The following is a 20,014-nucleotide window of genomic DNA, read 5'->3' on the forward strand; positions in this document are numbered from 1 at the left end:
GGCCGGCATTTGAAGGCGTGCGGTCAGCTCTCCCCCTGGTCCCCTCAGGCGCGCAGCGTGGCACGATGGCTGCCGAATCGCCGCCGCGACCGCGGATGTGCACTGTGAAGGAGCGACGATGGAAGACACTCCGGGCTGGGCCTCGCCCGGATCTGGATCCGCCCCCTCCGACCGGCAGCAGCCGGGCGCGTCCGGCGCGCAGCCCCCGCAGCAGCCCTCGGGCCAGGGGGACGCGGAACAGGGTGCCGCCGACGGGACTCGGCCGCCGGCGAACTGGTCCGCCGAGCAGCCCCCACCGGGGCAGTGGGCCGCTCCCCCGGCGCAGGGTCCCGGCGCGCCTCCGCCACCGCCCGGTGGAGGCTGGGGAGCCCCGCCCCCGCCACCCGGCGGATACCCCGGCCCCGGCGGCTGGGGCGGTCCCGGCCCCGGCGGTTACGGAGCCTGGGGCCCACCGCCGCCCGCGGCGAAGCCCGGTGTGATCCCACTGCGCCCGCTCGGCCTCGGCGAGATCCTCGACGGTGCCATCTCCACCATGCGCGTCTACTGGCGCCAGGTCTTCGGCCTCACCCTGACCGTCGCGGTGGCCACGCAGGTCCTGGTCATCCTCTTCCAGAAGGTCCTCCTGGACGACGGCGTCACCACGGTGACCTCCTTCGACGGCTCCGATGCCGCCTTCCGCGAACTGGCCGCCACCATACGCACGGTGATGGTGGGTTCGGTTCTGGTGGGCCTGGTGTCGCTGCTCGGCACCCTCGTGACCACGGCCCTGCTCACGACCATCACCAGCCGGGCGGTGCTCGGCAGGCCGGTGACCACCGGTGAAGCCTGGCGAGAAGCGCGCCCGCAGCTCTTCAGGCTGCTCGGCCTGACCCTTCTGCTGCCGCTCATCAGCATCGCGATCGTCGCGGTGTGCGCCCTGCCCGGACTCGTCGTCATGCTGGCCGGGCAGACCGAGTCGGGCGGTGGGCTGGCCCTGTTCGGCGTCCTCGTCGGCCTCCCGCTCTCCCTGTGGATCTCGATCCGGCTCTCGCTCGCCTCGCCCGCGCTGATGCTGGAGAAGCAGACCGTCCGCAAGGCGATGGGCCGCTCCGTCAAGCTGGTGCGCGGCTCGTGGTGGCGGACCTTCGGCATTCAGGTGCTGGCACAGATCATCGCGTTCTTCCTGAGCATGGTCGTCGCGATCCCCTTCACCCTGATCTCCGGGGTGCTCGACGCCGGTGGCCGCGGCGGCCCCGGCTGGACCTTCCTCATCATCACCGGGATCGGCTCGGTGATCGGGCGCATACTCTCGTTCCCCTTCACCGCCGGTGTGATCGTGCTGCTCTACATCGACCAGCGCATCCGCCGTGAGGGCCTCGACCTCGATCTGGCCCGCTCCGCCGGGCCGCAGGGCCACGGCGGCACCGCTCCCTCCCCGGCCACCTGGGGCTGATGCGGTGATTCCGACGGGGGGAGCAAGGTACGTCGTACCGGTGCTGTGGCACACGGGCGACGGACCACCGGTGACGGTCCCGCGCGATCCCGCGCGGGAGGCCGCCCGGCGTGAGCTGTCGAAGGGGATGTACCACCAGAACGACCCCGGGCTGCTGCAGCGCGCCCTGAGCGCCTTCTGGGACTGGATCGAAAAGCTCTTCGGGGCCGCCTCGACCGCGACCCCCGGCGGCTCGTTGGGCCTTCTCGTGATCGTGCTGGCGGTCCTGGCGCTCGCCGGGGCCCTGTGGTGGCGCCTGGGCACCCCGCGCCGCACGCCCGCCAGGTCCGTGACACTCTTCGAGGACCGGCCCAGAAGCGCCGCCGAGCACCGCGCGGCCGCCGAGGCGCACGCCGCCCAGGGCCACTGGAGCCAGGCCGTCCAGGAACGCATGCGCGCCGTCGTCCGCTCCCTGGAGGAGCGTGCCCTCCTCGATGTGCGTCCCGGGCGCACCGCCGACGAGGCCGCCTCCGAGGCCGGCCGGGCCCTGCCCGACCACAGGGACCGGCTGCGCGCCGCCGCCCGGGACTTCGACGACATCACATACGGCGGCCGGCCCGCGGGCGAGGAGACATACCGTCGGCTCTCCCTCCTCGACGACGATCTGCTGCTCACCAGGCCCCAGCTGTCCGGCAGCGCCCGCGCCGTCGGCCAGGACGTCCACCGGGGAGCCGCCGGATGACCACCGAGGCCGCCCTTCCCGCCACCTCGGCCTCGCCCACCGTGGGCCAGGTGTGGACCCGGACACGCGGGGTCCTGATCGCCGTCGTCCTCCTGCTGATCGGCGCCGTGGCGACGGCCGTCATCCGCTCGGGCGCCCAGTACGGCAGCCTCGATCCGCGCTCCACCGCCCCCTACGGCAGCCACGCCGTCGCCACGCTGCTCGCCGAACGGGGCGTCACCACGCGGGTGGTCACCACCCTCGACGAGGCACGCACCGCGGTCGGCCCCGACACCACCCTGCTGATCACCGTGCCCGACCTGCTGACTCCCCATCAGCAGCAACTGCTGCACGGCACGACCCGGGCCTCGGACGGCCGGACGGTCCTGATCGCGCCCCGGACCTCCGTCGACACCCTCGCCCCCGGCCTCCTGGCCGCCCCTGCCGCCGGCTTCGACTCCACGCTGCCCCCCGGTTGCCGCATGGCGGCCGCCCGGCAGGCGGGTGCCGCCGAGACGGGAGGGATGCGCTACCGCTCCCACGACGCCCGCGCCGACACCTGCTACCCCAGCGAGGGCCTGCCCACCCTGGTACGCCTCCCAGCCGCATCCGGAGACGGTGACACCGTCGTCCTCGGCTCGCCCCGGATCCTCTACAACGACCGGCTCGATGAGCAGGGCAACGCCTCCCTCGCCCTCCAGCTGCTCGGTTCCCGCTCCCATCTGGTCTGGTACCTCCCCTCGCTCTCCGACTCCTCGGCCTCCGACGCGGGCGAGGAGAGCTTCCTCGATCTGCTCCCCTCGGGCTGGCTCTGGGGAACGCTCCAGCTCTTCGTCGCCGCCGCCCTGGCCGCCTTCTGGCGGGCACGCCGACTCGGCCCGCTGGTCCCCGAGAAGCTCCCCGTCGTGATCCGTGCCTCCGAGACCGTCGAAGGCCGCGCCCGCCTCTACCGCAAGGCGAACGCCCGCGATCGCGCGGCCGCCGCTCTGCGCTCCACCACCCGCACCCGCCTCGCCCCTCTCGTAGGCGTCTCCTCCGCTCAGGCACACACGCCCGAGGCACTGCTTCCCGCGCTGTCCACACGCCTGGGAGGCGACGGTCACCCGCCCCTGCACGCTCTCCTCTTCGGCCCGCCGCCCGGCGACGACGCGGCCCTGATCGCCCTCGCCGACCAACTCGACGCCCTCGAAAGTGAGGTACGCCGTCCATGATGGACCCGACCACTGACACCGCCGGGTACACCGGGGACGCGAGCACCGCCCACGCGTCCCTGGAGTCCCTGCGCGCCGAGATCGCCAAAGCCGTGGTCGGCCAGGACCCCGCCGTGACCGGCCTCGTCGTCGCCCTGCTGTGCCGGGGCCACGTACTCCTGGAGGGGGTGCCCGGGGTCGCCAAGACGCTGCTCGTCCGCGCGCTGGCAGCCGCACTCGAACTCGACACCAAGCGTGTCCAGTTCACCCCGGACCTGATGCCGAGCGACATCACCGGCTCCCTGGTCTACGACGCCAGGACCGCCGAGTTCTCCTTCCAGCCCGGCCCGGTCTTCACCCATCTGCTCCTCGCCGACGAGATCAACCGCACTCCGCCGAAGACCCAGTCGGCCCTTCTGGAGGCCATGGAGGAGCGCCAGGTCACCGTGGACGGCACCCCGCGCCCGCTCCCCGAGCCGTTCCTGGTCGCCGCGACGCAGAACCCCGTCGAGTACGAGGGCACCTACCCCCTGCCGGAAGCCCAACTGGACCGCTTCCTGCTCAAACTGACGATCCCGCTCCCGTCCCGTCAGGACGAGATCGATGTCCTCACCCGTCATGCCGAGGGATTCGACCCGCGCGACCTGCGCGCCGCCGGCGTACGCCCCGTGGCGGACGCGGCCGTCCTGGAGAACGCCCGCGCCGCCGTCGCCGCCGTCACGGTCTCCCCCGACATCACCGGCTATGTGGTGGACCTCTGCCGCGCCACCCGCGAGTCCCCGTCCCTCGCCCTCGGGGTGTCACCCCGTGGCGCGACCGCCCTCCTCGCCACCTCCCGCGCCTGGGCCTGGCTGACGGGCCGTGACTATGTCACCCCGGACGACGTCAAGGCTCTCGCCCTCCCGACGCTCCGTCACCGGGTGCGGCTCCGCCCCGAGGCGGAGATGGAGGGGGTCACCGCCGACTCGGTCATCAACGCGATCCTCGCCCACGTCCCCGTCCCCCGCTGATGGCACTCACCGGACGCGCCGCACTGCTGGCGGCCCTCGGCAGTCTCCCGGTCGGCATCTGGGAACCCGGCTGGACGGGCATCCTCGCCGTCAACGGCCCGCTGGCCCTGGCATGCGTGTGCGACGCCGCGCTGGCCGCGCCCGTGCGCCGGCTCACGCTGAGCCGCTCCGGCGACACATCCGTGCGCCTCGGGGAGACGGCCGAGGTGACGCTCACCGTCACCAATCCCTCGCGCCGCCCCCTGCGTGCCGTGCTGCGTGACGCCTGGCCGCCCAGCAGCTGGCAGCCGGGCACCGAAGTGGAGGCGTCACGCCACCGCCTGACGGTTCCTCCGGGGGAGCGTCGTCGGCTGACGACCCGTCTGCGCCCCACCCGCCGGGGCGACCGGCAGGCGGACCGCGTCACGATCCGCTCCTATGGCCCCCTCGGTCTTTTCGCCCGTCAGGGCACCCACAGGGTGCCGTGGACGGTACGGGCCCTGCCGCCGTTCACCAGCCGCAAGCATCTTCCGGCGAAGCTGACTCGCCTCCGTGAGCTCGACGGCCGCACCAGCGTGCTCACCCGCGGCGAGGGCACCGAGTTCGACAGCCTGCGCGACTACGTTCCCGGGGACGACACCCGTTCCATCGACTGGCGCGCGACAGCCCGCCACAACGCGGTCGCGGTCCGCACCTGGCGACCCGAGCGCGACCGGCACCTGCTGCTGGTCCTGGACACGGGCCGCACCTCGGCCGGGCGGGTCGGCGACGCACCGCGGCTGGATGCCTCGATGGACGCGGCGCTCCTGCTGGCCGCCCTGGCCTCCCGGGCCGGCGACCGGGTGGACCTGCTCGCCTATGACCGCCGGGTACGTGCGCTGGTCCAGGGCCGGGGTGCCCGCGAGGTCCTGCCGTCGCTGGTCGACGCCATGGCGACCCTGGAACCGGAGCTCGTCGAGACGGATGCGCGGGGTCTGACGACCAGCGTGCTGCGAACGGCACCGCGCCGTGCTCTGGTCGTCCTGCTGACCACCCTCGACGCGGCCCCCGTCGAGGAGGGGCTGCTGCCGGTACTGTCCCGCCTCACCCGGCGCCATACGGTCCTGCTCGCATCGGTGGCCGATCCTCGCGTCGCTCATATGTCGACGGCCCGGGGAAGCACGGACGCGGTGTACGAGGCCGCGGCGGCGGCCCAGGCCCAGTCGGAACGCGCACGCACGGCGGAACAACTGCGCCGACACGGGGTCACGGTCGTCGATGCGACGCCGGAGAATCTGGCGCCGGCCCTGGCGGACGCATATCTGGCCCTGAAGGCGGCGGGCCGCCTCTGATTCGGACCGACCGGTATCCAGCCGACCGGTCCGAATCGGACGGGGGGATCCCCGAGTCCATGGAAAAATCCCTGGAAACGCAGAAAACCCCGCACCATACGGTGCGGGGTTTTCCCACAATTTGTTCGGCGGCGTCCTACTCTCCCACAGGGTCCCCCCTGCAGTACCATCGGCGCTCTGAGGCTTAGCTTCCGGGTTCGGAATGTAACCGGGCGTTTCCCTCACGCTATGACCACCGAAACACTATGAAACACACAACCCGACCACCCGTCAGGGTGCGATTGTTCGTGGTTTCAGAACCAACACAGTGAACGCGAGCAACTGAGGACAAGCCCTCGGCCTATTAGTACCAGTCACCTCCACACCTCACGATGCTTCCAGATCTGGCCTATCAACCCAGTCGTCTACTGGGAGCCTTACCCCATCAAGTGGGTGGGAGTCCTCATCTCGAAGCAGGCTTCCCGCTTAGATGCTTTCAGCGGTTATCCCTCCCGAACGTAGCCAACCAGCCATGCCCTTGGCAGAACAACTGGCACACCAGAGGTTCGTCCGTCCCGGTCCTCTCGTACTAGGGACAGCCCTTCTCAAGACTCCTACGCGCACAGCGGATAGGGACCGAACTGTCTCACGACGTTCTAAACCCAGCTCGCGTACCGCTTTAATGGGCGAACAGCCCAACCCTTGGGACCGACTCCAGCCCCAGGATGCGACGAGCCGACATCGAGGTGCCAAACCATCCCGTCGATATGGACTCTTGGGGAAGATCAGCCTGTTATCCCCGGGGTACCTTTTATCCGTTGAGCGACGGCGCTTCCACAAGCCACCGCCGGATCACTAGTCCCGACTTTCGTCCCTGCTCGACCCGTCGGTCTCACAGTCAAGCTCCCTTGTGCACTTACACTCAACACCTGATTGCCAACCAGGCTGAGGGAACCTTTGGGCGCCTCCGTTACCCTTTAGGAGGCAACCGCCCCAGTTAAACTACCCATCAGACACTGTCCCCGATCCGGATCACGGACCCGGGTTAGACATCCAGCACGACCAGACTGGTATTTCAACGACGACTCCACAACCACTGGCGTGGCCGCTTCAAAGTCTCCCAGCTATCCTACACAAGCCGAACCGAACACCAATATCAAACTGTAGTAAAGGTCCCGGGGTCTTTCCGTCCTGCTGCGCGAAACGAGCATCTTTACTCGTAGTGCAATTTCACCGGGCCTATGGTTGAGACAGTCGAGAAGTCGTTACGCCATTCGTGCAGGTCGGAACTTACCCGACAAGGAATTTCGCTACCTTAGGATGGTTATAGTTACCACCGCCGTTTACTGGCGCTTAAGTTCTCAGCTTCGCCCACCCGAAAGTGAGCTAACCGGTCCCCTTAACGTTCCAGCACCGGGCAGGCGTCAGTCCGTATACATCGCCTTACGGCTTCGCACGGACCTGTGTTTTTAGTAAACAGTCGCTTCTCGCTGGTCTCTGCGGCCACCCCCAGCTCACAGCGTAAAGCTGATCACCAGAAGTGGCCCCCCTTCTCCCGAAGTTACGGGGGCATTTTGCCGAATTCCTTAACCATAGTTCACCCGAACGCCTCGGTATTCTCTACCTGACCACCTGAGTCGGTTTAGGGTACGGGCCGCCATGAAACTCGCTAGAGGCTTTTCTCGACAGCATAGGATCATCCACTTCACCACAATCGGCTCGGCATCAGGTCTCACCCACAAGGTGTGCGGATTTACCTACACACCGGGCTACACCCTTACCCCGGGACAACCACCGCCCGGGATGGACTACCTTCCTGCGTCACCCCATCACTCACCTACTACCAACTTGGTTCAGCGGCTCCACCACTTTCCATTCCCCGAAGGGTCCGGAACGGCTTCACGGCCTTAGCATCACTGGATTCAATGTTTGACGCTCCACAGCGGGTACCGGAATATCAACCGGTTATCCATCGACTACGCCTGTCGGCCTCGCCTTAGGTCCCGACTTACCCTGGGCAGATCAGCTTGACCCAGGAACCCTTAGTCAATCGGCGCACACGTTTCCCACGTGTGAATCGCTACTCATGCCTGCATTCTCACTCGTCAACCGTCCACAACTACCTTCCGGTGCTGCTTCACCCGGCAGACGACGCTCCCCTACCCATCACAGCAGGCGTTGGCCCTCATGCTGCAATGACACGACTTCGGCGGTACGCTTGAGCCCCGCTACATTGTCGGCGCGGAATCACTAGACCAGTGAGCTATTACGCACTCTTTCAAGGGTGGCTGCTTCTAAGCCAACCTCCTGGTTGTCTGTGCGACTCCACATCCTTTCCCACTTAGCGTACGCTTAGGGGCCTTAGTCGATGCTCTGGGCTGTTTCCCTCTCGACCATGGAGCTTATCCCCCACAGTCTCACTGCCGCGCTCTCACTTACCGGCATTCGGAGTTTGGCTAAGGTCAGTAACCCGGTAGGGCCCATCGCCTATCCAGTGCTCTACCTCCGGCAAGAAACACACGACGCTGCACCTAAATGCATTTCGGGGAGAACCAGCTATCACGGAGTTTGATTGGCCTTTCACCCCTAACCACAGGTCATCCCCCAGGTTTTCAACCCTGGTGGGTTCGGTCCTCCACGAAGTCTTACCTCCGCTTCAACCTGCCCATGGCTAGATCACTCCGCTTCGGGTCTTGGGCATGCTACTCAAACGCCCTGTTCGGACTCGCTTTCGCTACGGCTACCCCACCCGGGTTAACCTCGCAACACACCGCAAACTCGCAGGCTCATTCTTCAAAAGGCACGCAGTCACGAGAATGTGCAAGCACATTCCGACGCTCCCACGGCTTGTAGGCACACGGTTTCAGGTACTATTTCACTCCCCTCCCGGGGTACTTTTCACCATTCCCTCACGGTACTATCCGCTATCGGTCACCAGGGAATATTTAGGCTTAGCGGGTGGTCCCGCCAGATTCACACGGGATTTCTCGGGCCCCGTGCTACTTGGGTGTCTCTCCAACGAGCCGCTGACGTTTCGACTACGGGGGTCTTACCCTCTACGCCGGACCTTTCGCATGTCCTTCGTCTACATCAACGGTTTCTGACTCGTCTCACGGCCGGCAGACCGTGACAAAGAGATCCCACAACCCCCACAACGCAACCCCTGCCGGGTCTCACACGCCATAGGTTTAGCCTCATCCGGTTTCGCTCGCCACTACTCCCGGAATCACGGTTGTTTTCTCTTCCTGCGGGTACTGAGATGTTTCACTTCCCCGCGTTCCCTCCACACTGCCTATGTGTTCAGCAGCGGGTGACAGCCCATGACGACTGCCGGGTTTCCCCATTCGGAAACCCCCGGATCAAAGCCTGGTTGACGACTCCCCGGGGACTATCGTGGCCTCCCACGTCCTTCATCGGTTCCTGGTGCCAAGGCATCCACCGTGCGCCCTTAAAAACTTGGCCACAGATGCTCGCGTTCACTGTGCAGTTCTCAAACAACGACCAACCACCCATCACCCCGCTGAAAAACCAGCGAGTTTACTGGGGCCGGCACCGAAGGCTTCCGACCAAACGGCCGTGCCCTCAGACACCCAACAGCGTGCCCGGCCAAGTCCCGTCCGAAGATCATGCGTTCCACGCTCTCACGAGCAGTACTAGCAGCCTTCGACCCGAGGTCCTGACCGAGTAGTCAACGTTCCACCCATGAGCAACCAGCACCGGACGTTCGCCGATGTACTGGCCTCTGGACCGCCATGGCGGCCTAGAAGTGCTCCTTAGAAAGGAGGTGATCCAGCCGCACCTTCCGGTACGGCTACCTTGTTACGACTTCGTCCCAATCGCCAGTCCCACCTTCGACAGCTCCCTCCCACAAGGGGTTGGGCCACCGGCTTCGGGTGTTACCGACTTTCGTGACGTGACGGGCGGTGTGTACAAGGCCCGGGAACGTATTCACCGCAGCAATGCTGATCTGCGATTACTAGCGACTCCGACTTCATGGGGTCGAGTTGCAGACCCCAATCCGAACTGAGACCGGCTTTTTGAGATTCGCTCCACCTCACGGTATCGCAGCTCATTGTACCGGCCATTGTAGCACGTGTGCAGCCCAAGACATAAGGGGCATGATGACTTGACGTCGTCCCCACCTTCCTCCGAGTTGACCCCGGCGGTCTCCCGTGAGTCCCCAGCACCACAAGGGCCTGCTGGCAACACGGGACAAGGGTTGCGCTCGTTGCGGGACTTAACCCAACATCTCACGACACGAGCTGACGACAGCCATGCACCACCTGTACACCGACCACAAGGGGGGCACTATCTCTAATGCTTTCCGGTGTATGTCAAGCCTTGGTAAGGTTCTTCGCGTTGCGTCGAATTAAGCCACATGCTCCGCCGCTTGTGCGGGCCCCCGTCAATTCCTTTGAGTTTTAGCCTTGCGGCCGTACTCCCCAGGCGGGGCACTTAATGCGTTAGCTGCGGCACGGACAACGTGGAATGTTGCCCACACCTAGTGCCCACCGTTTACGGCGTGGACTACCAGGGTATCTAATCCTGTTCGCTCCCCACGCTTTCGCTCCTCAGCGTCAGTATCGGCCCAGAGATCCGCCTTCGCCACCGGTGTTCCTCCTGATATCTGCGCATTTCACCGCTACACCAGGAATTCCGATCTCCCCTACCGAACTCTAGCCTGCCCGTATCGACTGCAGACCCGGGGTTAAGCCCCGGGCTTTCACAACCGACGCGACAAGCCGCCTACGAGCTCTTTACGCCCAATAATTCCGGACAACGCTCGCGCCCTACGTATTACCGCGGCTGCTGGCACGTAGTTAGCCGGCGCTTCTTCTGCAGGTACCGTCACTCTCGCTTCTTCCCTGCTGAAAGAGGTTTACAACCCGAAGGCCGTCATCCCTCACGCGGCGTCGCTGCATCAGGCTTTCGCCCATTGTGCAATATTCCCCACTGCTGCCTCCCGTAGGAGTCTGGGCCGTGTCTCAGTCCCAGTGTGGCCGGTCGCCCTCTCAGGCCGGCTACCCGTCGTCGCCTTGGTGAGCCGTTACCTCACCAACAAGCTGATAGGCCGCGGGCTCATCCTGCACCGCCGGAGCTTTCCAACCAGGGAGATGCCTCCCCGGCTCGTATCCGGTATTAGACCCCGTTTCCAGGGCTTGTCCCAGAGTGCAGGGCAGATTGCCCACGTGTTACTCACCCGTTCGCCACTAATCCACCCCGAAGGGCTTCATCGTTCGACTTGCATGTGTTAAGCACGCCGCCAGCGTTCGTCCTGAGCCAGGATCAAACTCTCCGTGAATGCTTCCCCGTGATCGGGGTAAACACCACGAGAGCGGAACCAGAGAGGAGGAATAATCCCCTCGGTTCACAGCGTCCTCGCTGTGTTATTTCAAAGGAACCTCGTCCCGACCGAACCGGCCGGAGACGGGGTATCAACATATCTGGCGTTGACTTTTGGCACGCTGTTGAGTTCTCAAGGAACGGACGCTTCCTTTGTACTCACCGAGATTCTCTCTCGGCTTTCCTCCGGGCGCTTCCCTTCGGTGTTTCCGACTCTATCAGATCTTTTCTCGATCCGATTTCCTCGGTGCTTTCCAGGTTCCCGCTCTCGCGTTTCCCTTTCCGGCGGTTCCGACTTTATCAGAGTTTCTGGGGGCCGTTTAACCGGCTTCCATTTTCTGAATCATCGGGAGGGGCTCCTCGAAGCCTTGGGCTTCGGAAGCAGCTAGACGCTCACTGTCGCCCGGTGGATACGTCCACCTCTAGGCAACTGTTCGAATCTACCTCCCCACCGGACCCGTGTCAACGGCTCCCGTGGGGCGAAGAGGAGACTAGCAGGCCAACACGGGAAGACGCACATCCAGCAGGGCCGATGGGGTGCCGTTCCCGTCACGCGGCCGTCGGAACCGTCTCGCTGCGTCCGTCCGACTCCAGGTCGCCGGTGTCCCCGGCGCCGGCCGCGCGCCCGCCCAGGATGAAGACGTACCCGAGAAATGCCAGCTCGGCCAAGACGCCGATGCTGATGCGGGCCCAGGTGGGCAGGCCGGAGGGGGTCACAAAGCCCTCGATGGCGCCCGACACGAACAGGACGAGGGCGAGGCCGATGGCCATGCCGAGAGCGGCCCGCCCCTCCTCGGCAAGGGCCGTGCGACGGCTGCGGTGACCGGGGTCGATGAGGGTCCAGCCGAGCCGTAGTCCTGTTCCGGCGGCGACGAAGACGGCGGTCAGCTCCAGGAGGCCGTGCGGAAGGACCAGGCCGAGGAAGGTGTCGAGGCGGCCCGCCGAGGACATCAGGCCGATGCCCACCCCCAGGTTCAGCATGTTCGTGAAGAGGACCAGCAGGACCGGGAGGCCCAGGAAGATGCCCAGGACAAGGCAGAGCGCGGCGGCCTGGGCGTTGTTGGTCCACACCTGGGCGGCGAAGGCGGCCGCGTTGTGGCTGGAGTAGTACGTCTCGTACTCACCGCCGGGGCGGGTCAGGCCGCGCAGCTCGCCGGGGGCCGCGATCGAGGCCTGGACGTCGGGGTGCGTACCTATCCACCAGCCCAGAAGGGCCGCCACCACCGTGGACACCAGTGCGGTGGGCACCCACCAGTGGCGCGTCCGGTGCACTGCGGCCGGAAACCCATGGGTGAGGAAGTGTGTGACATCGCGCCACGAGGCGCTGCGTGCGCCGGTCACGGTGCTGCGCGCGCGGGCCACCAGTCGGCTGAGCCGGCCGGTGAGCTGCGGATCCGGCGCACTGGATTGGATCACGGAGAGATGAGTGGCGGTGCGCTGGTAGAGGGCGACGAGTTCGTCCGCCTCGGCCCCGGTGAGGCCGCGCCGGCGGCGCAGCAGGGCCTCCAGACGGTCCCATTCGGCACGATGGGTCGACACGAACACATCGAGGTCCATGGGAAGGGCTGCTCCTCGTCCTCTTGTAATGCGTGTCGGCTTGTCGTACCGCTACGGCGCGGTATGCCCTCAGCTTGGCAGACTGATGTCCGTCGGGGTGGGCCAGGGGAAGGGCGGCGGGCATGAGCGATTTGGTGACGGGCGAGGCGGTGGCGCTGGAGTTGCGCCCCGCGAAGCTTCCCAGCCGGGCGCTGGCCGTGGTGCTCGATCTGGTGGTCGCCCTGGTCGCCTACATCCTTGTGACGGTCGCCCTGGTGGCGTCCACTTCAGGGCTGGACTCCGCCGCGCGGACGGCACTGTCGATCGCGACCTTCGTACTGGTGCTGGTGGGCGGGCCGATCGCGGTGGAGACGCTCAGCCACGGTCGTTCGCTGGGCAAGCTGGCGTGCGGACTGCGCGTGGTGCGGGACGACGGCGGACCGATCCGGTTCCGGCACGCGCTGGTGCGCGGCGCGGTCGGTGTGATCGAGATCCTGGGGACCTTCGGATGCGTCGCCTGCATCGCCTCCCTCGTGTCCGAGCGGGGCCGCCGGCTCGGAGACGTGTTCGCGGGCACCCTGGTCGTGAGGGAGCGGGTGCCCACGGTGTCGGCGGCCTCGGTGCCTCCGCCTCCGCCCTGGCTCGTCGGGCGGTTCTCGGAGCTGGATCTCTCCACGGTGCCGGACGGATTGTGGCTGGCGATCCGGCAGTACCTGACGCGTATGCATCAGCTGGATCCGCAGGTGGGCTGGGCGATGTCGGCACGTCTCGCCTCGGACCTGGCGGCCTGCACGGGGACACCGGCACCGCACGGCATTCCACCGGCGGCCTATCTGTCGGCGGTGGTGCAGGAGCGACAGGAGCGTGAGAAGCGGCGGATGTACACCGGCCCGGGCGGGGCCGGGGCCGCGGAGGTGCCTCCGGAGGAGCTTTCCGTCCCGGGCGGGCCCGTACCGTCTCATACCCGGTCCCAGTCCCAGCCTCAGGCGCAGGCGCCCCGCGTCCCGGAGGAACAGGAGCGGCCGACGTCGTACGACGATCCGTCGGACGAGACATCGGACGGGACCGCGACCGGGTTCGCACCGCCCGCGTGACGGGCACGAGTCACGCGTACGGGCTGGGTCTCGCCCCTCGTCTCCGAGGGGCGGGGCCCGTCGTCGGTGCGGCAGGTCAGCCTGCGACGGCCCGTGGTGCCGGGCACTGCGAGAAGGAGGGGGCCGGCGGCCGTGGCCGGTCGCGGCCTCGAAGGCGGCGCCGACCTGGAGGGTGGTCAGGTCGGTGCGCGGGGCGGTGACGATCTGGATGCCGACGGGCAGTCCGGCGGGGGGCGGGGAAGCCGGCCGGGACGGAGAGCGCCGGTGATCCCATCACGGAGATGAGGTACGCGGAGCGCATCCAGTCCAGATAGGTGTGCTGTTCCTGTCCGGCGATCCGCTGCGGGTACTCCAGTTCGACCTCGAAGGGGACCACCTGGCTGACCGGGGCCAGTTCGTCCGTGTCCGGTACATGGTCGGCGAAAAGCGGGGACCCGTGGGTGGTACGCATGTCCCGCGTCAGGTGGGTGTCCTTGAAAGCAATGGGGAGACCGTGCAGCGGGCCGACGGCCCGGCCCCGGGCCAGCTGCCGGGCGGCCTCGGCGGTGCGGGATGGGACCCAACGCTGGAGTCGGTGACGATTTCAGTCAAGGGTTTGTGCACGTTGACGTTTTCAGCCATCAACAAAATCCCATGTGGCGCGGGGTGAAGTCGGCAACGATGCCAGGCAGAAGGGATTCTTCATCCAAACCATGGACCAGGCGGAAGTAGACACCAAGTGCTTAGCTTTTGAATGTTTCAGCCACATGGGTTCTCTGACGCATCTGTGGAGTGCCATGAACGACCAGACCCCCCACCACGACGGGCCGCTCTCCGGCCATCTGGTGCTCGACCTAGCCCAGGGCGAGGGCGGGCTGATGAGCCTCACCGGGGAACCGGGCGCACCGGCAAAGGCGGGCACCCCCGTCGCCGATCTGCCGGCCGGGATCTTCGGGGTCTCCGGGGTGCTCGCGGCCCTGCTGGAGCGGCAGGGGACCGCCCGGGGACGGGTCGTCAGGACCTCGCTGCTGTCGTCCATGGTCGGCATCCACAGCTTCCAGGGCACCCGTTGGACCGTCGCCGGGGAGATCCCCCGGACCACCGGCAACCAGCACCCCGCCATCGCCCCGTACGGACTGTTCCGCTGCGCCGACGGTGACCTGCGACTCGCCGCCGGCAGCGAGTCGTTGTGGCGTGCCGTCGCCGAGGTGACCGGACTCGACCCGGACGACCCGCGCTACGCCGGCAACGCCGAACGGGTCCGGAACCGCACCGAGCTCGCCGCCGAACTGGAGGCCGTGTTCTCCCGGGGAAGCGCCGAACAGTGGATCGGCCGGCTGGACGCGGCCGGTGTGCCCTGGTCCTTCAACGGCGGCGGACGCACCCGCCGTCTCCCCCCGCCCACCCTCGGCCAGCACGACCGGTCCGTCCGCGACTGGCAGGACCTGGAGGACGCCGCCCGGGACACGGGCCCGGCGCGCGCGCCGACCGCGACCGCGGGAGCCCCCCGGTGAGCCCGCGACCCGCCGCCCTCGACTTCGCGGACACCGTGCTGGACCACGGCAGTCACCGCAGCTGGGACACCCCCGCTCCGGCCGTGGGCGGGGACTACGGCCGGACGCTGGAGCGCGCCCGCGAGCGAAGCGGCGCCGACGAGGCCGTGCTCACCGGCGAGGGGCGGATCGCCGGACGCCGGGTCGCCCTGCTGCTGGGCGAGTTCGCCTTCCTGGCCGGCTCGGTCGGCACCGTCGCCGCCGACCGGCTGGTGCACGCCGTCCGCAGGGCCACCGCCGAGCGCCTCCCCGTGCTCGCCGCCCCCGTCTCGGGCGGCACCCGTATGCAGGAGGGCACCCCCGCCTTCGTGCGGATGGCCGGCATCGCCGCCGCGCTGGCCGCGCACCGGGCCGCCCATCTGCCCTACCTCGTCCATCTGCGCCACCCCACCACCGGCGGGGTCCTGGCCTCCTGGGGCTCCCTCGGGCAGCTCACCACCGCCGAACCGGGCGCCCTGATCGGCTTTCTCGGCCCGAGGGTGTACGAGGCCCTGCACGCGGCGCCCTTCCCCGTGGGCGTCCAGCGGGCGGAGAACCTGGCACAGCACGGTGTCATCGACGCCGTGCTCTCCCCCGGGCAACTGCGCGGGACCCTCGCCGCGACGCTGGACATCACCGCCGGCGTTCCCCACGGCGGTCCGCCCGGCGGCCGGCCCCGGCAGGATCCGCTTCCGCCGCAGGACATCCGGCGGTCCGTCGGCCTGACCCGCGATCCACGCCGCCCCGGGCTGGCCGAGCTGCTCGCCGCCGCCGACACCGTGGTACCGCTCGGCGGCACCGGCGCCGGGGAACGGGAGGACGCCCTGCGCATCGCCCTGGCCCGTATCGGCGGCGCCCCCTGTGTCGTCGCCGGCCACGACCGCTCCGCTCCCGGATCCATGGGCCCCGCCGGGCTCCGCACCGCACGCCGGGCCATGCGGCTGGCCGAGGAACTGCGGCTGCCGCTGCTCACCGTGATCGACACCGCGGGCGCCCGGCTCACCCCGGACGCCGAGGAGGGCGCCCTGGCCGGGGAGATCGCTCGCTGTCTGGCCGACCTGTCGCGGCTCACCGTCCCCCGGCTCAGCCTGCTGCTCGGCGAGGGCGCGGGAGGGGCGGCACTGGCTCTGCTGCCCGCCGACCGCACGCTCGCCGCCGAGCACGCCTGGCTCTCCCCGCTGCCGCCCGAGGGTGCCTCGGCGATCCTGTACCGCACCACCGCGCGCGCTTCGGAACTCGCCCAGGAGCAGCGCATCGGCGCGGCCGAGCTGCTGGACGACGGCATCGTGCACCGGATCCTCGCCGAACCGGTCCCGGCGGGGGAGGACCGGGACGGCTTCACCGCCCGCCTGGTCGCCGCGCTGGGTTGGGAGCTGAGGGCCCTGCACCGCGCCGCCCGGGCCGCCGGTGCCACGGGGGCCGTCGCCTGAGCGGCCACGCCCGGCGCCGATGGTCAGTCCACGGTCGCCGCCGGCCCGTCCTGCACCGCGCGCAGCAACGGGGTCGGCGCTGCGCTGCGCTTGAGCGCCTCCACCACCAGATGCGACTGCACCGCCTCCACCTTGCTCACCCACGGCGCGGTGGACAGAAATTCGTACAGCGCGTCCTTGGAGGGCTGGGTGACGTCGACCAGCAGCTGGTACTCCCCCATCACCGCAGCCGCATAGCGGACCAGCGGGGAACGGATCAGCGCCCGGCCGACCTCCTCCACCTCGTCCGGCCGGGTGCGGATCCACAGCAGTGCCTCCACCGGCAGCCCCAGCAGTGCGGGCTCGACCGCCGCCCGGATACTCACCTGCCCGCTGCGGGAGAGCGACTCCACCCGGCGGCGGGCCGTCGCCTCGGAGACCCCGGCGATCGCCGCCAGCTCCTCATGGGTGCGCCGCCCGTCCTCGGCGAGCGCGTTCAGGATGCTCCACTCCTCCGGTCCCAGGTCCGTCTCCGGCGGCTCCACCGTCGCCCCGGGCGCCGGGAAGCGGGCCAGCGCCGCCTCCTCGGCGGGCTCCAGGATTCCCGGATGCCACTCGTGCACGGTGCGGAAGTACCGCAGCACCGGGGAGACATGCTGCGACACCAGGCCGGGCACCGCGGGCACCTCCTCCAGCATGAACCGGGCCAGCTGCTCGGGCGGGCACTGCAATTCGGCCACACAGTCCGCGGGGCCGGCCAGCACATAGCTGAAGACCGTGTTCCGCCAGCGGGCCGCCGCCACCGCCGCGTCCCGTACGGCCCCGGGGCGGCAGTTCAGCCGGAGGATCACCGTGTCCCCCCGGGCGATCAGCCCGGTCACCGTCACCAGGCCGCTCTCCAACAGGCGCAGCGCCCTTCTGGCGACCGTGCGCTCCGGTTCCCCGAGCACCGAGGCGATCTTCCGCCAGGAGGCCCGGCCGTCGATCTGCAGGGCAGCGATGATGCGGCGGTCCAGGGCGTCCACGCCCGCTTCGGCTGGGATCACGGCCTCCACAGTAACGAGCGGAGGCATCGGGTCCGCGCGCAGGCGGCGGTACGAGCCTCTCCGGCCGGCCCGCCCGACTGCCCGGCGGTCAAAGGGCGGTGCCGTGGCCGGTGCGTGCCGTCCGGACCGTGGCCGACGGGGCCGGCCCGCCGGGTCAGTCGAAGACCGACGGCGGTGATGCGAGGTGTTCCAGCTCGATGCCGGGCGCCGAGAGCACCACGTCGCCGGAGAGGTGGACGGTGTGCCGCTCCCCCGTGTCCAGCGCTGTGACCTGGTATTCGTCCACCATCAGCGGGGCGTTGTCAGTGGGGTGTGCTTCTCTTTCCACCAGAGCCCAGGACTGGTCCACGGTACGGGGGGCGAGGACCGGGTCCGTGAAGGCGACGAGGCGTACGCGGGTGGCGGAGGAGGAAGGGGTGAGGCGCAGCAGACGGGCGGTGGCGACCAGGAACGCCGGAGAGGTGCCGGTGAAGGCATGGGCGCGGACATTGCCTTCGGTGGCATGGGCGCCGGTGGGATCGGTGCGGACCCAGGTGACGCCGTCGAGGGCGGCGGCGCGCACCTGCCAGCCCGCGGCATGGAGTTCGAGACGGATGGGGCGGCCCAGTTCGTCCAGGGCGAGGTCGACGGAGCCGGAGTGATCCCCGGAGGGGGTGGTCCGTTGCGAGACATAGCGCCAGCCGGAGGGGCCCGGGGCGCACTGGAAGTGTTCCTCGGCGAGGAGGGTGTGATCGTGCGGATCGTGAAGCGAATAGCGGCCGCGGGGCATGGGGGTCCTGGGTCGTGACGGACTGGTCCGGCCGGTCCGTCCGGTCGGATCAAGGGGCAGGCCCCCGGCACGGGGGTGCGGGGGCCTGCCTCGGGACTCACTGCTGAGGGGTCAGTAGCGGTAGTGGTCCGCCTTGTACGGACCCGCGACGTCGACGCCGATGTACGCGGCCTGCTCGGGGCGGAGCTGGGTGAGCTTCACACCGAGCGCGTCCAGGTGGAGGCGGGCGACATGCTCGTCGAGGTGCTTGGGCAGCGTGTACACACCGGTCGGGTACTCGTCGGGCTTGGTGAACAGCTCGATCTGGGCCAGGGTCTGGTCCGCGAAGGAGTTGGACATCACGAACGACGGGTGACCGGTGGCGTTGCCCAGGTTCAGCAGGCGGCCCTCGGACAGCACGATGATCTTCTTGCCGTCGGGGAAGGTCCAGGTGTGGACCTGCGGCTTGACCTCGTCCTTGACGATGCCGGGGATCTTGGCGAGGCCGGCCATGTCGATCTCGTTGTCGAAGTGGCCGATGTTGCCGACGATCGCCTGGTGCTTCATCTTCGCCATGTCGGCGGCAAGGATGATGTCCTTGTTGCCGGTGGTGGTGATGAAGATGTCGGCCTTGTAGACGACCTCGTCGAGGGTGGTGACCTGGTAGCCGTCCATCGCCGCCTGGAGCGCGCAGATCGGGTCGATCTCGGTGACGATCACGCGGGCGCCCTGTCCGCGCAGGGACTCCGCGCAGCCCTTGCCCACGTCGCCGTAACCGCAGACGACCGCGGTCTTGCCGCCGATGAGGACGTCGGTCGCGCGGTTGATGCCGTCGACCAGGGAGTGGCGGCAGCCGTACTTGTTGTCGAACTTCGACTTGGTGACCGCGTCATTGACGTTGATCGCCGGGAACAGGAGGGTGCCCTCGCGCTGCATCTCGTACAGACGGTGGACGCCGGTCGTGGTCTCCTCGGTCACACCGCGGATCTCCGACGCCAGCTGGGTCCACTTCCGGGGGTTCTCGCCCAGGGTGCGGTGGAGCAACTGGAGGATGACACGGTGCTCGTCCGACTCGGCGGTCTCGACGGGCGGGACCTTGCCGTCCTTCTCGTACGCGACGCCCTGGTGGACGAGGAGGGTGGCGTCACCGCCGTCGTCCAGGATCATGTTCGGGCCGCCGGTGGGGCTGTCCGGCCAGGTCAGCGCCTGCTCGGTGCACCACCAGTACTCCTGGAGCGTCTCGCCCTTCCAGGCGAAGACGGGGATGCCCCGGGGGTCGTCGGGGGTGCCGTCGGGGCCGACGGCGATGGCCGCCGCCGCGTGGTCCTGGGTGGAGAAGATGTTGCAGGAGGCCCAGCGGACCTGCGCGCCCAGGGCCACCAGGGTCTCGATGAGCACGGCGGTCTGGACGGTCATGTGCAGGGAGCCGGTGACACGGGCGCCGGCCAGCGGCTGTGCCTCGGCGTACTCCTTGCGGATCGCCATCAGGCCGGGCATCTCGTGCTCGGCGAGAGTGATCTCCTTGCGGCCGAACTCGGCCAGCGAGAGATCGGCGACCTTGAAGTCCTGTCGGTTCTCGACAGTCGTCATACGGGCTGCTCCTCGGGATCGGTTCGAGGTGGGTACGGCTGATCTGCGCGGCGGCGGGCACGGGAGTGTCCGGGAGGGCACAGGGTGCCCACGCGCGCGCAGCGCAGTCCGTCGGA

The 20,014-nt window shown here is 68.3% G+C and carries 13 protein-coding genes and 3 rRNA genes; 8 read left to right on the plus strand and 8 right to left on the minus strand.

Translation table 11 applies throughout. From position 1 onward, the window contains the following. The first annotated feature begins 118 nt into the window (after window positions 1–118). From CP978_RS13970 to CP978_RS13990, 5 genes are read left to right on the plus strand one after another with little or no spacing between them, the layout of a single operon-like run. Window positions 119–1,432, plus strand: a complete 1,314-nt coding sequence (locus CP978_RS13970; RefSeq protein ID WP_043440772.1) for a DUF7847 domain-containing protein — start codon at window positions 119–121, stop codon at window positions 1,430–1,432. A gap of 4 nt (window positions 1,433–1,436) precedes the next feature. Then, a complete protein-coding gene (locus tag CP978_RS13975) occupies window positions 1,437–2,153 on the plus strand; it encodes a DUF4129 domain-containing protein (protein WP_376697930.1) in 717 nt (238 codons plus the stop codon). Beyond that, window positions 2,150–3,343, plus strand: a complete 1,194-nt coding sequence (locus CP978_RS13980; protein WP_043440776.1) for a DUF4350 domain-containing protein — start codon at window positions 2,150–2,152, stop codon at window positions 3,341–3,343. The genes CP978_RS13975 and CP978_RS13980 overlap by 4 nt, the downstream gene beginning before the upstream one ends. Beyond that, entirely contained in the window at window positions 3,343–4,332 is a 990-nt protein-coding gene (locus CP978_RS13985; protein ID WP_107070530.1) for an AAA family ATPase, read from the plus strand. The genes CP978_RS13980 and CP978_RS13985 overlap by 1 nt, the downstream gene beginning before the upstream one ends. Continuing rightward, on the plus strand, window positions 4,332–5,642 hold the full coding sequence (locus CP978_RS13990) for a DUF58 domain-containing protein (RefSeq protein WP_043440781.1): 1,311 nt from the start codon (window positions 4,332–4,334) through the stop codon (window positions 5,640–5,642). Before CP978_RS13985 ends, CP978_RS13990 begins: the two co-directional genes overlap by 1 nt. 123 nt (window positions 5,643–5,765) lie before the next feature. Here CP978_RS13990 and rrf read toward each other — a convergent pair. The 4 genes from rrf to CP978_RS14015 all read right to left on the minus strand — a co-directional run bounded on the left by rrf (window position 5,766) and on the right by CP978_RS14015 (window position 12,521). After that, a 5S ribosomal RNA gene (rrf, locus tag CP978_RS13995) occupies window positions 5,766–5,882 on the minus strand. Between the two features lie 83 nt (window positions 5,883–5,965). After that, window positions 5,966–9,083 (minus strand): 23S ribosomal RNA (locus tag CP978_RS14000). 315 nt (window positions 9,084–9,398) lie between these two features. Beyond that, window positions 9,399–10,923, minus strand: a 16S ribosomal RNA gene (locus CP978_RS14005). The 16S, 23S and 5S rRNA genes sit together here, the layout of an rRNA operon. A gap of 590 nt (window positions 10,924–11,513) precedes the next feature. Further along, on the minus strand, window positions 11,514–12,521 hold the full coding sequence (locus CP978_RS14015) for a stage II sporulation protein M (protein ID WP_043440783.1): 1,008 nt from the start codon (window positions 12,519–12,521) through the stop codon (window positions 11,514–11,516). Window positions 12,522–12,643: 122 nt separating this feature from the next. Between CP978_RS14015 and CP978_RS14020 the strand changes: the two genes are divergently transcribed. Continuing rightward, window positions 12,644–13,594: an RDD family protein gene (locus tag CP978_RS14020; protein WP_043440785.1), complete on the plus strand. Its 951-nt coding sequence runs from the start codon at window positions 12,644–12,646 to the stop codon at window positions 13,592–13,594. A 76-nt stretch (window positions 13,595–13,670) separates the two neighbouring features. Here CP978_RS14020 and CP978_RS14025 read toward each other — a convergent pair whose 3' ends face one another. Continuing rightward, window positions 13,671–14,120 (minus strand): amidase family protein, encoded by a 450-nt coding sequence (locus CP978_RS14025; RefSeq protein WP_227745628.1) that lies wholly within the window; start codon window positions 14,118–14,120, stop codon window positions 13,671–13,673. A gap of 250 nt (window positions 14,121–14,370) precedes the next feature. Between CP978_RS14025 and CP978_RS14030 the strand changes: the two genes are divergently transcribed. Beyond that, window positions 14,371–15,087 (plus strand): CoA transferase, encoded by a 717-nt coding sequence (locus CP978_RS14030; RefSeq protein WP_052454111.1) that lies wholly within the window; start codon window positions 14,371–14,373, stop codon window positions 15,085–15,087. Further along, window positions 15,084–16,535 carry a carboxyl transferase domain-containing protein gene (locus CP978_RS14035; protein ID WP_043440790.1) on the plus strand — a complete coding sequence of 484 codons (1,452 nt, stop codon included), beginning with the start codon at window positions 15,084–15,086 and terminating at the stop codon, window positions 16,533–16,535. The genes CP978_RS14030 and CP978_RS14035 overlap by 4 nt, the downstream gene beginning before the upstream one ends. A 23-nt stretch (window positions 16,536–16,558) precedes the next feature. On the opposite strand, the gene CP978_RS14040 is transcribed toward CP978_RS14035, so the two are convergent. The 3 genes from CP978_RS14040 to ahcY form a co-directional block, all read right to left on the minus strand. Further along, window positions 16,559–17,560, minus strand: coding sequence for an Lrp/AsnC family transcriptional regulator (locus CP978_RS14040; RefSeq protein ID WP_227745369.1), 1,002 nt, complete (start codon window positions 17,558–17,560; stop codon window positions 16,559–16,561). Window positions 17,561–17,714: 154 nt separating this feature from the next. Then, window positions 17,715–18,329: a hypothetical protein gene (locus CP978_RS14045; RefSeq protein WP_043440792.1), complete on the minus strand. Its 615-nt coding sequence runs from the start codon at window positions 18,327–18,329 to the stop codon at window positions 17,715–17,717. Window positions 18,330–18,440: 111 nt separating this feature from the next. Continuing rightward, entirely contained in the window at window positions 18,441–19,898 is a 1,458-nt protein-coding gene (gene ahcY, locus CP978_RS14050) for an adenosylhomocysteinase (protein ID WP_043440795.1), read from the minus strand. Window positions 19,899–20,014: the final 116 nt, after the last annotated feature.

The sequence above is a fragment of the Streptomyces nodosus genome (genome assembly GCF_008704995.1).
In the GTDB taxonomy this organism is placed as follows: domain Bacteria; phylum Actinomycetota; class Actinomycetes; order Streptomycetales; family Streptomycetaceae; genus Streptomyces; species Streptomyces nodosus.